This window comes from Nonomuraea harbinensis (genome assembly GCF_019396385.1).
Lineage (GTDB): Bacteria > Actinomycetota > Actinomycetes > Streptosporangiales > Streptosporangiaceae > Nonomuraea > Nonomuraea ferruginea.
Genome location: NZ_JAHKRN010000005.1, coordinates 79,156 through 91,904, shown reverse-complemented (window position 1 = coordinate 91,904; position 12,749 = coordinate 79,156). Strand labels below are relative to the sequence as shown.

The following is a 12,749-nucleotide window of genomic DNA, read 5'->3' as shown; positions in this document are numbered from 1 at the left end:
GCCACGAGGGCAGTGGCTGTGTCATGGCTACTTTGCTCTGGATCATCGCGGTAATTCTCGTCATCGCCGGCATCTATGTGATTCTGGCCCGTCGCGATCTCCTCTGGGGGATCGTCCTGATCGTTCTCGGGTTCCTGGTCGGCCCCGGTGGGGTCAGCATCTTCAATGTGTAGGGCGTGTTCTGACGCCCCACACGCTCGTTCGTCGGGCCGGTGTTTATCACCGGCCCGATGAATTGCCATAAATGAAGAAGGAGTTGTACGCCGAAGAAGCCCTTCCCGGTCTCCGGGAAGGGCTTCACCATGAACGGCTACTCGTCGGCCAGGCAGTAGACCGCGTAAGCGGCGCCGAGCACCGGCAGGGCGACGTTGCGCACGCGGATGCCGCCGGAGGTCATGCCCTTCTCGGTGCCCCTGTGCGCGTGGCCGTGCAGGATCAGGTCGGCACCCGCCGTGTCGACCGCCTCGGCGAGCAGGTAACTGCCCAGGAACGGGTAGATCTCCAGCGGCTCGCCCTCTAGCGTCTCCTTGATCGGAGAGTAGTGCGACAGCACCACCCGGCGGTCGGCGTCGATCTCCTTCAGCGCGTGCTGCCAGGACTCCGCGATCAGCCGGGTGTGGCGGACGAAGTTCTTGGTCTCGCGCTCGCCGAACTCGCTCGCGCACTTGCCCGCGAACCCGCCGCCGAACCCCTTGCCGCCGACCACGCCGAGCCGCGTGCCGTCGCACTCGATGACCGCGCTGTCGTCGTTCAGCACGATGACGCCGGCGTCGCGCAGCTCACTGGCGATCTCGTGCTGCATGTCGGAGTGGTAGTCGTGGTTGCCGAGCACGGCCACGACCGGGATCGGCAGGTCGCGCAGCTCGTCGGCCACCACCCTGCCCTCCTCCAGCGTGCCGTGCCGGGTCAGGTCGCCGGCCACCATGAGGATGTCGGCGCGGTCCCCGATGCCGTCCAGGCTCTTGCGGTACTGGCCGCGCACGTCCTCACCCAGGTGGATGTCTCCCACGGCCGCGATGCGCAGTTCAGTCAAGATGCTCTACCTCCCCTGGCCTGCCGACCTCGACGACGTTGATCTCGTTGTGCACGTGAAGGTCGGGAGCGGCCTCCCTGGCCACCTCGCCGAGCCGTTCACGTTGCTCGGCCCCGCTCACCTGGCCGCGCAGGAAAAGCTGATCGCCTCTCACGTCGACACGGATGCCGAGCTCATGCGTGCGGCGGTCCTCAGCCAGCGCCGCCTGGACGCGGGCCGCGACGTACTGCGGAGCTTCCATCGCTTCCCTCCCTATACTCCCTGCCGCGCATGCCCGGCAAAGAACCGCTCAAACGGTGCGAAGGAGGTTGATGACGGCTCGTTCCACCTTGCCGTGCGTGGCCAGCTTCCCCGGGTCCACGCCGGCTCCCAGCTCGGTCAGCGCGTGACCGATCGTCTTGTCCGCCTCGTACGCGCTGATCACCCGCGGATCCACGTACGAGGCCCGCGCCACGGCGGGGGTGTTGCCGAGATACTCGGCGACCTCCCGCATGACCCGGGTGACAGCCCGCTTCCTGGCCGTGTCGCTCTCGGCCATGCGGGAGACGGCCAGCCCGACGGCGGCCAGCACCGTGGCGTGCCAGGTGCGGAAGTCCTTGGCGGTGAACTCGCCGATGGTCTCGCGCAGGTAGTCGTTGATGTCCTCGCTGCGCACGTCCACCCAGCCGTTCTCGCCCCGGTAGCGGAGCAGTTCCCCCTCGGCGCTCAGGGACTTCAGCGACCTGACCACCCGGCAGGCGCCGGGGTCGGCCACCCGGATCTCACGCGGCACGTCGCCCTTGGCCGGGTACGAGCAGGTGATCGTGTTGCGCGAGCAGACGACGTGCTCCATCCGGAGCGTGGCCAGGCCGTAGGAGTCGTAGCTCTCGCCGCCGACGCGGAAGAAGCCGATGTCGAGCAGCCGCGCCGCGGCGGCCAGCACCCGTTCCTTGGTCAGCCCGCGGCCCCTGAGCTGCTCGTCGACGCTCTTCCTGAACGCGGGCAGCCGGTCGGCCAGCTCCAGCACCCGGTCGAACTTGGCCTCGTCCTGCTGCTGCCGCCACAGGTCGTGGTAGCGGTACTGGCGGCGCCCGGCCGCGTCGGTGCCGACCGCCTGCAGGTGCCCGTGGGGCGAGGCGCAGATCCACACGTCGGTCCAGGCCGGCGGGATCGTCAGCGCCCTGATCCTGGCCAGCGTCGCATGGTCGCGGACGGTCTCGCCGCCGGGTCCGCGATAGCTGAACCCGCGGCCTCGACGGCGCCGGGTGATCCCCGGTTCGTTCTGGTCGCTGGGATGCAGCTCGGGCACGTCTGCCGCGCTACCCGGCGTGTTAGGCGGCAAACGGCTCGGGCAGGTGCAGCTACATGAGCGACAACAAGGATTGGGTCGAGACAAGGGACAAGAAGGGCCATGCGATGGTCCCCGCCACGCCACGGGACGTGGTCCACATCAGGGTGGGCTCGTTCATCCTGGTGTTCCTGTTCGCGATGTGCGTGCTCAGCCTCATCGCGAAGGCCTGGGTCATGACCGGGATCACCGTCGTCCTGGCGATTCTCACGGTGATCAACATCTGGCGGGCCGTACGCAAGCAGAAGGACAGTGACGTCGGAGAGATCGGCTGACTCGCCCATGGCTCCCCACATCCTCCAGGACAGGGTGGTCGTCGTCACGGGCGCGAGCGGCGGGGTAGGCAGGGCGGTGGTGCGCGAGCTCGGCGCGAAGGGCGCCAAGGTGGCGCTCATCGCCCGGGGCACCACGGGCCTCGGCGCGGCGGCGGTCGACGTCGGCGCGGCCGGCGGCGTCGGCCAGGTCTACGAGGCGGACGTCGCCGACTACGAGCAGGTCAGGAAGGCCGCCGAGCGGATCGAGGCCGAGCTGGGCCCCATCGACGTATGGATCAACTCGGCGTTCTCCTCGGTGTTCGCCCGGTTCGCCGACATCTCCCCCGAGGAGTACGAGCGCGCGACCGCGGTCACCTACCTGGGCTACGTCTGGGGCACCAAGGTCGCCCTGGACCTGATGCGCCCGCGCAACCGGGGCACGATCGTGCAGACGGGCTCGGCCCTGGCGCACCGGGCCGTCCCCCTGCAGTCGGCGTACTGCGGCGCCAAGCACGCCATCAGGGGCTTCACCGAGTCCCTGCGCACCGAGCTGCTCGCGGAAGGGAGCGATGTCCGGGTCACGATGGTCCAGCTCCCGGCGGTGAACACGCCGCAGTTCGACTGGGTGCTGTCCAAGCTGCGCCGCCATCCCCAGCCGGTGCCCCCGATCTACCAGCCCGAGGTGGCCGCCCGGGGCGTCGTGTACGCGGCCGCGCACCCGGAACGCAAGGAGTACTGGGTCGGCGGCACCACCGCGGCCGCCCTCCTGGCCCAGCGCGCCGCCCCCGCGCTGGTGGACCGCTACCTGGCCAGGACCGGCGTCCAGGCGCAGCAGACCGACGGGCAGCCCCCGAGCGGCGCCGCGAACCTGTGGGAGCCGGCCGACGAGCATCAGGACCACGGCGCGCACGGCGGCTTCGACGACCGCGGCCACCACCGCAGCCCGCAGCTCTGGCTCTCCCAGCACCGCCGGTCGGTCATGCTCACCCTGGCGGCCGCGGCGGCGGGCGCGGCGGCCCTGATGCGGAAATCCCGCTGAGCGGTCCCTTCTCGGCCGTTCCGGATGGGCCGGAACAAGCGGCCCGGCCGGGAATCGCAGCACGATTCGCCCGATCCCCCACGGGTAGGCGCCCGGAAACGATCGGAGGGAATCATGGCTGAACGAGATCTGCGGTTTCTCGGAGAGCTGGCCGCGCAGCTCCGCGTCGACTCGGTGAGAGCCTCCGCCGAGGCGGGCTCCGGCCATCCCACGTCGTCGATGTCCGCCGCCGATCTGATGGCGGTGCTCTTCGCCCACCACCTGCGTTACGACTTCGAGGACCCGGGCAACCCGGCGAACGACCACCTCATCTTCTCCAAGGGCCACGCGTCGCCCCTGCTGTACTCACTGTTCAAGGCGGCCGGCGCGGTCACCGACAGGGAACTGCTCAGGTTCAGGAAGCGCGGCAGCCGGATGGAGGGCCATCCGACGCCCAGGCTGCCCTGGGTCGACGTCGCCACCGGCTCGCTCGGCCAGGGGCTGCCTGTCGGGGTCGGCGTGGCGATGGCCGGCAGGCTGGAGCGCATGCCGTACCGCGTGTGGGTGTTGTGCGGCGACAGCGAGCTGGCCGAGGGCTCCATCTGGGAGGCGGCCGAGCAGGCCGGCGACACGGGACTGGACAACCTGACCCTGATCGTGGACGTCAACCGCCTGGGCCAGCGCGGCCCCACCCGCCACGGCTGGGACACCGGGGCGTACGCGCGCAGGTTCGGCGCGTTCGGCTGGCACACGATCGAGGTCGACGGGCACGACCCCGGCGCGATCGACGACGCGTTCCAGGAGGCGCACGGCGTCCGCGGGCGGCCCACCGCCATTCTGGCCAGGACCCGCAAGGGCGAGGGCGTGCGGGCGGTGGCCGACCGCGAGGGCGCGCACGGCAAGCCGCTGAAGGAGCCGGAGCCCGCCGTCGCGGAGCTCGGCGGCGAACGCGACCTGCGGGTGGAGGTGCGGTCTCCGGACCGCGCGGGCGAGCCGTACCGGTTCGAGGGCGGCGAGCTGGTGCTGCCCGAGTACAAGGTCGGCGACCAGGTGGCGACCAGGAGCGCGTTCGGGGAGGCCCTGGCCGCGCTGGGCGCCGCCCGCGGCGACGTGGTGGCGCTCGACGGCGAGGTGGCCGACTCGACCAAGACCGAGGAGTTCGGCCGGGCGTTCCCCGAGCGGTTCTTCGAGATGTACATCGCCGAGCAGCAGCTCGTCGCCGCCGCCATGGGCCTGGCCGTGCGCGGCTGGGTCCCGTACGCGGCCACCTTCGCCGCCTTCCTCACCAGGGCGTACGACTTCATCCGGATGGCGGGCGTGAGCCGGTCGCCGATCCGGCTGGTCGGCTCGCACGCGGGGGTGTCGATCGGCGAGGACGGCCCGTCCCAGATGGGGCTGGAGGACCTGGCCATGATGCGGGCCGTGTACGACAGCACCGTGCTCTACCCGTGCGACGCCAACCAGGCCGCGGCCCTGACCGTGGAGATGGCGGACCTGACCGGGGTGTCGTACCTGCGCACCACGCGCGGCGCGACGCCGGTCATCCACCAGCGGGGCGAGCGTTTCCCCATCGGCGGCTCGTGCGTGCTGCGCCGTTCGCCGTCGGACCGGGCCACGATCGTGGCCGCCGGGATCACCGTGCACGAGGCGCTGGCCGCCGCCGAGACGCTGGCCGCCGAGGGCGTCCAGGTCGGCGTGGTGGACATGTACTCGATCAAGCCGATCGACACGGCGGTGCTGGTCGAGGCGGCGACCACGACCGGCAACCTCATCACGGTGGAGGACCACCGGCCGGAGGGCGGCCTGGGCGACGCCGTGCTGGACGCGGTGTCCGAGCTGGGGCCGCGGGTGGTGAAGCTGGCCGTGCACGGCATGCCCGGCTCGGCCACGCCCGGGGAGCAGCTCGCCGACGCGCGCATCGACCGTCACGCCATCGTCGCGGCGGTCAACAGACTGGTGTGAGCACCGAGAAGGCCGGCCGCCGTCTCCCGGTGACCGGCATCACGACACGTACGGGCCGGCCGCCGTCTCCGGTGGCCGGCCCGTACCGCCGCGGCGGGCGCGGATCAGCCGCGGGCCTTCGCGGTCGCTTTCCTGTTCGCCTTCTTGATGGCGTCCACGAGCTCCTGCTTGCTCATCTTCGAACGGCCGCTGATGTCCAGGTCGGCGGCCACGCCGCGCAGGTGCTCCTTGCTGGCGTTGGCGTCGACGCCCTCGGCCGTGCGTCCAGAACGGTCCGTCGCGCCCTTGTCCGACGGCCCCTTCTTCGACTTGGGCTCCCAGTGGTCTCCCACCTTCTCGAAGGAGTGCTTCAGCGCGGCGAAGGCCGTCATGTGGGCGCGCCTGCCCTCGCCGTACGTCTCGACGGCCGAGTCGTGCGCCTTCATCCACGTGTCCTGCGCCTTCTTCGGGGAGCGGCGGATGGTGGACGGGAGTTCCTCTCTGGCCGGCATGTCCGGCTCACCTCCTAGAGCGGCGGCTCGTCGTAGTGTCGACGCTCCTCGTACACGGTCGTCCTGCGTGCCTCGGGCTCCTCGTAGATCTCGTGCCGGTGGACCGGCTCCTCGATCGGGCCGACCGCCCTGCGCGTGACGTTGATCCGGTAGAGGGCGAACAGCAATCCGACCAGTCCGCCGAGCATGATGATCACGCCGACGACGTTGATGTCCACACCGGCGAGATCGAATTCGACGGCCCACGTGAGGATCGCACCGAGCATGATGAGGATGATGCTTCCGGCGATGGTCATTTGATTTACCTCCTTGACACGAGGAACCTCTATCCACATGAAGAAAAACAAACCAATCGTGTTAATCGGGCTGATGGGCAGCGGTAAGAGCACGACAGGTCGGCTCATCGCCGAGGCTCTCGGCCTTCCGTTCAGCGACAGCGACTCCTTTCTGCGGTCGAGATACGGAGGCCCGTCCGCGGAGATCGCCGCCCGCGAGGGAGCCGACGTGCTGCACGAGCGGGAGGCCGAGCACCTGATCGAGGAGCTCGCCGGCGAGCCCAAGGTGATCGCCGCGGCGGCCAGCACGCTCGACGACGAGCGGGCCCGCGAGGCGATGCGCGCCGCCACGGTGATCTGGCTGGACGCCGACGACGAGGTGCTCACCCAGCGGATGCGCACCAGCGACCACCGGCCCGAATTCGCCCCGGCCGCCCTGCGCGCCCGGCGCGAGCCGTACTTCCGTGAAGTGGCGGACCTGAAGTACGACGTGGGCGTGCTCAAACCGGAGGAGGTGCTGGCGGCCGTGCTGCGCGATTCGGGTTTGCCCGCGCCCGGCCGGGACTGATAACCAGGGGCGATGTTCTCCGACAAACCCGTGCTGACCGGCGAGCGGGTGACGCTGCGGCCGGTGGGGGCCGAGCACGCCGACGGCCTGTTCGCGCTGGTCTCCGATCCCGAGGTGCGGCGGCTGACCGGCTCCCACGCCGCCTTCGAGCTGGAGGCGTGCCGGCGCTGGTGCGCCACGCGGGCCGGCCAGGCGGACCGCCTCGACCTGGCCATCGAGGCCGGCGGCGACTACGTGGGCGAGGTCGTGCTCAACGAGCTCGACGAGCCCAACCTGTCGTGCAACCTGCGCATCGCGCTCATCGGCGACCGGGCCTTCGGCAAGGGCTACGGCACCGAGGCCATCGCGCTCGCCCTCGACCACGCCTTCCGCACCACGCCGCTGCACCGGGTGGGCCTGGAGGTGTTCGCGTTCAACGACCGGGCCCGCCACGTCTACGAGAAGCTCGGCTTCGTGGAGGAGGGCCGGCTCCGCGACGCGCTGCGCTGGGACGGCGAGTGGTACGACTCCCTCGTCATGTCCGTGCTGCGGCCCGATTGGCAAGCAAGATCCGGATTGCTGTAATAATGATCTTTACCCACGGGCTCCCCGAGGCGCGCGGGGGGCCTGTGGCGTTCTGGGAGCCGTGCGCAACAAATTCTCGTCGGGGTGCGTCTAAGCCTTTCGATGATGCGCTCGGTGCCTGGTGATCCCGAGAGGCTCGGCGGCTACTGGCTGGCGGGGCGGCTCGGCGCGGGCCGCCACGGCGTGGTCTACGACGCCTACGACGACGAGGGGCGCAGGTTCGCGGTCAGAGTCCCGCGCGGTCCCCTCCCCCGCGTCCGGCCCGTGACCCACCCGCATCTCGCGAGCGTCCTCGAAGTCCGGTCCGGCGGCACGCCCGCCTACGTGGTGAGCGAGTTCGCGAGCGGGCCGTCCCTGCGGGAGGCGATCTCCCTGCACGGCCCGTACGCGGGTGAGGAGCTGGTCGCGCTGGCCACGGCGGTGGCGTCCGCGCTCGCCTGTCTCCACGCCGCCGGGCTCGCCCACGGCGACCTGCGGCCGGGCAAGGTGCTGCTCACCGGCGACGGCCCGAAGGTGATCTGCCCCGGCGTGCCCGGCTCGATCGGCGGCACCCGCACCTACCTCGCCCCCGAGGTCGTCACGGGGCAGCCGGGCGGCGCGGCGGGCGACGTGTTCGCCTGGGGCGCGCTGGTGCTGTTCGCGGCCACGGGCGACGACCCGTTCCGCGGCGGCTCCATGGGCGAGGTCATGCACCGGCTGCTGTCCTGCGACCCCGACCTGACGGCGCTCCCGCCGCGGCTGCGCGACCGGGTGGCGCGCGCCCTGTCCAAGGACCCGTCGTCCCGGCCCTCAGCCGACGCCCTGCCGCTCCCGACGTCGGCCCGGGTGCCGTCCCTGCCGGGGCCGCCCGCGCTGGGCGAGGTGGCCGAGGAGCTGTACGCGTCCTTGACCGCCGTCGAGCGGGACCGGCTGAGGGACCTCCTGGTCGAGCTGGCCCCCGGCGCGCCACCGGCCGCCGCCCCCTCCCTCGACGAGCCCGTCCTGTCCCGGCTGCTGGAGTCGGGGCTGCTCGTCCGGCCCAGCGTCGCCGTCCCGCCCGCCCGCACCGACGCCGGCACCCTGGTGGCCGTCACCGGCGACCGCCTCGTGCCCGCCACCGCCGCCCTCTTCCACGCCTGGCCGCGCCTGCGCGGCTGGCTCGACCGGCCGCGCGAGGAGACCCGCTCGTGGGCGCTGGCCTGCCTGCCGGCGTCCAGGCCCAGACGGCTCGGGCTCCTGTCGCCCGCGCTGGCGCTGGTCGCCGCCGTCGCCCTGGCCGTCAGCGTGGCCACCGTCGTCAAGGACGCCCGCCGCACGCTCGAATGGCTCGGCGACGCCACCTCCGGAGTCGCCCCCCTCCTCCCCGTCCCCACACCTGAACCACCACCGAGCCGCCGCTGACGGGTCGCCCCCGGCCGGAGCCCTCAGATCCCGACGATTGGCATACGGGCGCGCGCCGAAATAGGTTTTCATGCGTGCCCGAACTCAATCCGATGACAGACCTGGTGACCTTCGGCGAGACGATGGCCCTGTTCGCGGCCCGCCGCACCGGCCCGCTGCGCTTCGCCCGCGACTTCGACCTGGGGCTCGGCGGCGCCGAGTCCAACGTGGCGATCGGCGTCGCCCGGCTGGGCCGCACGGCCTGCTGGGCGGGCCGGGTGGGCGCCGACGACTTCGGCGACCTGATCCGCTCGGCCCTCGCGGGCGAGGGCGTGGACGTGCGTGCCGTCCCCGACCTGGAGGCGCCGACGGGCCTGATGATCAAGGGCCGCCGCACGGCCGACCACATCGACGTCCGCTACTACCGCGCGGGCAGCGCCGGCTCACGCATCCGTCCGGAGGACCTGGACCCGGACCTGATCAGGGGCGCCCGCGTGCTGCACGTCACCGCGATCACCCCGGCCCTGTCGGAGTCCGCCCGCGCGACCGTACGGCACGCCGTCGAGGTGGCGCGGAGCGCGGGAGTCCAGGTGTCCCTGGACGTCAACTACCGCAAGGCCCTGTGGTCCCCGGCGGAGGCGGGCGCCTGGCTGCGCGAGGTGATCGGCCAGGTGGACATGCTGTTCGCCACGGAGGAGGAGGCCCGCCTGCTCCTCCCGGACACCTTCCCGGCCCCGCCGCACGACGGGCCGCGGGAGGACGCGGAAGGAGCCGTCCCGGAGGGGCCGGTCGCGGTGGCGGAGGCGCTGGCCGCGCTGGGCCCGCGCCACGTGCTGGTCAAGCTGGGCTCGCGGGGTGCTGTCGAACTGTCCGACGGCGTCGCGTACCGGGCGCCCGCCTACCAGGTCACCGAGGTGGACCCGGTGGGCGCGGGCGACGCGTTCGCCGCCGGATGGCTGGCCGACTGGCTGGAGGGCGCCGAGCCCGAGCACCGGCTGCGCACCGCCTGCGCCGCGGGGGCGTTCGCGGTCACCTCCCAGGGCGACTGGGAGAGCCTCCCCCGCCGCGCCGACCTGGCACTCCTCGACCGCACCACCGACGGAGTCAGCCGATGACGACGGCGAACTCCAGCGCCTCCACCAGGTGCTCCGGGTACGGCAAGCCGGTCGGTCGCCGCTGGGCGCCACCTCCCGCCCCATGAGACGGGTCTCGCTACTTAAGTCGCGCTACCGGACGGTTTCCCGCTACTAGGCTGGAACGCATGGCTGAGATCGCGCTTGCCGACGGCGTGTGGACCTTCGACGGCGAGACGCTGCGGATCGTGCCGGGCAGCGGGCGCGACGTGCACGAGATCCGCAAAGCGCTGGGAGAGCTGGTCATCCCGCTGGAGGCGATCGCGGGGGCCACGTTCGAGCCCGCGCGCAAGGGCGGCCATCTCAGGCTGCGCCTGCGCAAGGGGGCCGACCCGCTGACCGACGCGGTGGCGGGCTCGCTCACCGCGCCCGCCGACCCGTACCGGTTGCAGATCCCGAAGGACCGCACCGGCGCGGCCGAGTACTTCGCCGACGAGGTCCGCGACAGCCTCGCGGTGTGGCAGACGGCGGCGGGGCCGTGCGAGGACTTCGTGCTGCCCGGCCCGGAGGTGCCGATCACGGCGACCGCGGGCGACGGCACGGTGAGCTTCGACGGCGAGCGCGTGCGCGTCGAGTGGACCGGTTTCGCCTCGACGGCCAAGGACGAGGCGGGCCCGCAGGAGTTCGCGGTGACCGACCTGACCGGCGTGGAGTGGAAGCCGCAGAGCGGCATGGGCTACGGCGTCCTGCGCTTCCATCCCAAGGACGAGGGCCCGCTCAGGCCGCCGCAGAAGGACCCGCGCTGCCTGTCGTGGGGGGTGCAGCGGTTCGGCGGGACGACCTGCCTGGTCGCGGCGGCCGTCCTGGCCCGCATCCCGCGCGGGCCCGCCGAGCTGCCCCCGCCGCCGAGCACGACGGCGGAGACGCAGACGATCCTGGGCCAGTTGTCCGAGCTCGGCGAGCTGCACCGCCAGGGCGTGCTGACGGACGAGGAGTTCAGCGCGGCGAAGCAGGCCCTGCTCCGCCGCCTGGGGTGACTTCCGGGACTGTCCGGGACTACTGCTCGGCGCGCGCGGCGCGCTCGTTCGGCACGCAGTGCGTCATCTTCAGGCCCTGCACGTCGCGCGGCCCGTTCCTGCCGAGGTTCGCCATGCGCTCCCGCTCCTCCTTGGTGAGGTCCTGGGTCGCGAGCGGCTCCAGGTGCGCCACGTCGTCGGGCGTGATGCCGAGCCCCTCGCCGACGCGCAGGCCCAGCTCGTCCTCGGCCATGAGGAAGTGCCAGACCATGCGCTCGGCGATGCGCCGGTCGCACTGCCTGAGGTTCGCCGTGAAGTTGGCCACCAGGTCGTCGCGTTCCCATTCCTCCATGAGCAGGTAACGCTGCCCCGCCTGGGTGTAGTCGTTGGTCCTCGGGATGCGCTTGCGGGTCAGCCGCCCGGAGATGACCGGCCCCTCCTCGTCCACGGTGGGGTACTCGGCCTCGCGCAGCCCGTCGATCAGCGACGGCTCGTAGTTGATGTGCGGCGACTCGCCGGCGGTGTCGACGAAGTACGTCATCTGACCGTCGCGCTGGTTCGTCCGGATCTCCGCGTTCTTCGCCTGGTTGACCGGGAGCTGCAGGTAGTTCGGGCCGACCCGGTAGCGCTGGGTGTCGCTGTACGAGAACGTCCGGCCGACGAGCATCTTGTCGTCGGAGAAGTCCAGGCCGTCGACCAGCACGCCGGTGCCGAAGGAGATCTGCTCGTTCTCGGCGAAGTTGTTCGACACGTTGCGGTTGAGCACCAGCCGCCCGACCGGCCTGGCCGGGAACTCGTTCTCCGGCCACACCTTGGTGTCGTCGAGCGGGTCGAAGTCGAGCTCGGGGTGCTCGTCGTCGCTCATCATCTGCACGAGCAGCTCCCACTCGGGGTAGTCGCCCCGGTCGATCGCCTCGTGCAGGTCACGGGTGGCGTGCCCCAGGTCCTGGGCCTGGACGACGGCGGCGTCCAGCTCGGTCATGCTGCGCACGCCCTGCTTGGGCATCCAGTGGTACTTGACCAGCACGGTCTCGCCCTGCTGGTTGACCCACTTGTAGGTGTTGACGCCGAACCCCTGCATGTGGCGGTAGTCGGACGGGATGCCGCGCGGGCTGAACAGGTTGACCAGCATGTGCAGGCACTCGGGCGTCTGCGACATGAAGTCGAAGATCCGGTTCGGCTCCTGCCGGAACGTCACCGGGTCGGGCTTGAGCGAGTGGATCACGTCGGGGAACTTGATCGCGTCCCGGATGAAGAACACGGCCAGGTTGTTGCCGACCAGGTCCCAGTTGCCGTCCTCGGTGTAGAACTTGACCGCGAACCCCCGAGGGTCGCGGGCCGTCTCCGCCGAGTCCCGGCCGCCGATGACCGTGGAGAACCGCAGCGCCACGTCGGTCCGCTTGCCCGCCTCCTGGAACAGCTTCGCGCGGGTGTAGCGGCTGATCGGCTCGTCGCCGATCTTCCCGTACGCTTCGAAGAAGCCGAACGCGGTCGCGCCGCGGGCGTGCACCACCCGCTCCGGGATGCGCTCCCGGTCGAAGTGGCTGATCTTCTCCAGGAACTGGTAGTTCTCCAGCGTCGCGGGGCCTCTGGCGCCGACCGTGCGCTGGTTCTGGTTGTCGTATACGGGGTGGCCTTGCCGGTTCGTCAGAATCTGCCGCTGGTCACCGGTGCCGGACCCCTGTCCGGAAACATCTGTCATGTCACCGTTCCTCTCCTCCGTTGGCCTCTTCCCCCCATGCCCTCAACCCTCGACAGCTCACAGGCAAAGACTCACTCCTGCCCTGTCGCGGGCTCAGGTGGGTGGAG

The 12,749-nt window shown here is 71.3% G+C and carries 15 protein-coding genes; 9 read left to right on the top strand and 6 right to left on the bottom strand.

Annotated elements, in window-relative coordinates:
- The first annotated feature begins 23 nt into the window (after positions 1-23).
- Complete coding sequence (locus KME79_RS07015; RefSeq protein ID WP_020543887.1) at positions 24-173, top strand: GPGG-motif small membrane protein; 150 nt, start codon at positions 24-26, stop codon at positions 171-173.
- 137 nt (positions 174-310) lie between these two features.
- Here KME79_RS07015 and KME79_RS07010 read toward each other — a convergent pair whose 3' ends face one another.
- Genes KME79_RS07010 through KME79_RS07000 form a run of 3 tightly spaced genes read right to left on the bottom strand, consistent with a single transcriptional unit; the run spans position 311 to position 2,321 of the window.
- The gene (locus KME79_RS07010) at positions 311-1,033 is read right to left on the bottom strand and encodes a metallophosphoesterase family protein (protein ID WP_219543759.1); all 723 of its coding nucleotides are present in this window, start codon (positions 1,031-1,033) and stop codon (positions 311-313) included.
- Positions 1,026-1,274, bottom strand: coding sequence for a BON domain-containing protein (locus KME79_RS07005; protein ID WP_148029583.1), 249 nt, complete (start codon positions 1,272-1,274; stop codon positions 1,026-1,028). The genes KME79_RS07010 and KME79_RS07005 overlap by 8 nt, the downstream gene beginning before the upstream one ends.
- A 48-nt stretch (positions 1,275-1,322) precedes the next feature.
- Positions 1,323-2,321: a DNA topoisomerase IB gene (locus KME79_RS07000; RefSeq protein ID WP_308248820.1), complete on the bottom strand. Its 999-nt coding sequence runs from the start codon at positions 2,319-2,321 to the stop codon at positions 1,323-1,325.
- Positions 2,322-2,377: 56 nt separating this feature from the next.
- Here KME79_RS07000 and KME79_RS06995 point away from each other — a divergent pair, with 56 nt between their 5' ends.
- From KME79_RS06995 to KME79_RS06985, 3 genes are all read left to right on the top strand, one after another.
- Entirely contained in the window at positions 2,378-2,635 is a 258-nt protein-coding gene (locus KME79_RS06995) for a hypothetical protein (RefSeq protein WP_219543758.1), read from the top strand.
- 7 nt (positions 2,636-2,642) lie between these two features.
- Positions 2,643-3,653, top strand: coding sequence for an SDR family oxidoreductase (locus tag KME79_RS06990; protein WP_219543757.1), 1,011 nt, complete (start codon positions 2,643-2,645; stop codon positions 3,651-3,653).
- 114 nt (positions 3,654-3,767) lie between these two features.
- Positions 3,768-5,594, top strand: coding sequence for a transketolase (locus tag KME79_RS06985; protein WP_219543756.1), 1,827 nt, complete (start codon positions 3,768-3,770; stop codon positions 5,592-5,594).
- 104 nt (positions 5,595-5,698) lie between these two features.
- On the opposite strand, the gene KME79_RS06980 is transcribed toward KME79_RS06985, so the two are convergent.
- The gene (locus tag KME79_RS06980) at positions 5,699-6,085 is read right to left on the bottom strand and encodes a ChaB family protein (RefSeq protein ID WP_148029579.1); all 387 of its coding nucleotides are present in this window, start codon (positions 6,083-6,085) and stop codon (positions 5,699-5,701) included.
- 14 nt (positions 6,086-6,099) lie between these two features.
- Complete coding sequence (locus tag KME79_RS06975; protein ID WP_148029578.1) at positions 6,100-6,381, bottom strand: DUF6458 family protein; 282 nt, start codon at positions 6,379-6,381, stop codon at positions 6,100-6,102.
- Positions 6,382-6,418: 37 nt separating this feature from the next.
- On the opposite strand from KME79_RS06975, the gene KME79_RS06970 reads away from it, so the two are divergent.
- From KME79_RS06970 to KME79_RS06950, 5 genes are all read left to right on the top strand, one after another.
- Complete coding sequence (locus tag KME79_RS06970; protein WP_281429310.1) at positions 6,419-6,928, top strand: shikimate kinase; 510 nt, start codon at positions 6,419-6,421, stop codon at positions 6,926-6,928.
- 12 nt (positions 6,929-6,940) lie between these two features.
- The gene (locus KME79_RS06965; protein ID WP_219543754.1) at positions 6,941-7,492 is read left to right on the top strand and encodes a GNAT family N-acetyltransferase; all 552 of its coding nucleotides are present in this window, start codon (positions 6,941-6,943) and stop codon (positions 7,490-7,492) included.
- Positions 7,493-7,606: 114 nt separating this feature from the next.
- On the top strand, positions 7,607-8,872 hold the full coding sequence (locus KME79_RS06960) for a serine/threonine-protein kinase (RefSeq protein ID WP_219543753.1): 1,266 nt from the start codon (positions 7,607-7,609) through the stop codon (positions 8,870-8,872).
- 74 nt (positions 8,873-8,946) lie between these two features.
- Positions 8,947-9,966: a sugar kinase gene (locus KME79_RS06955; RefSeq protein ID WP_308248819.1), complete on the top strand. Its 1,020-nt coding sequence runs from the start codon at positions 8,947-8,949 to the stop codon at positions 9,964-9,966.
- A 146-nt stretch (positions 9,967-10,112) separates the two neighbouring features.
- Entirely contained in the window at positions 10,113-10,961 is an 849-nt protein-coding gene (locus KME79_RS06950) for a DUF4429 domain-containing protein (protein WP_219543752.1), read from the top strand.
- A gap of 19 nt (positions 10,962-10,980) precedes the next feature.
- Here the strand turns inward: KME79_RS06950 and KME79_RS06945 are convergent, their stop codons facing one another.
- Positions 10,981-12,642: a catalase gene (locus KME79_RS06945; RefSeq protein ID WP_219543751.1), complete on the bottom strand. Its 1,662-nt coding sequence runs from the start codon at positions 12,640-12,642 to the stop codon at positions 10,981-10,983.
- Positions 12,643-12,749 lie beyond the last annotated feature (107 nt).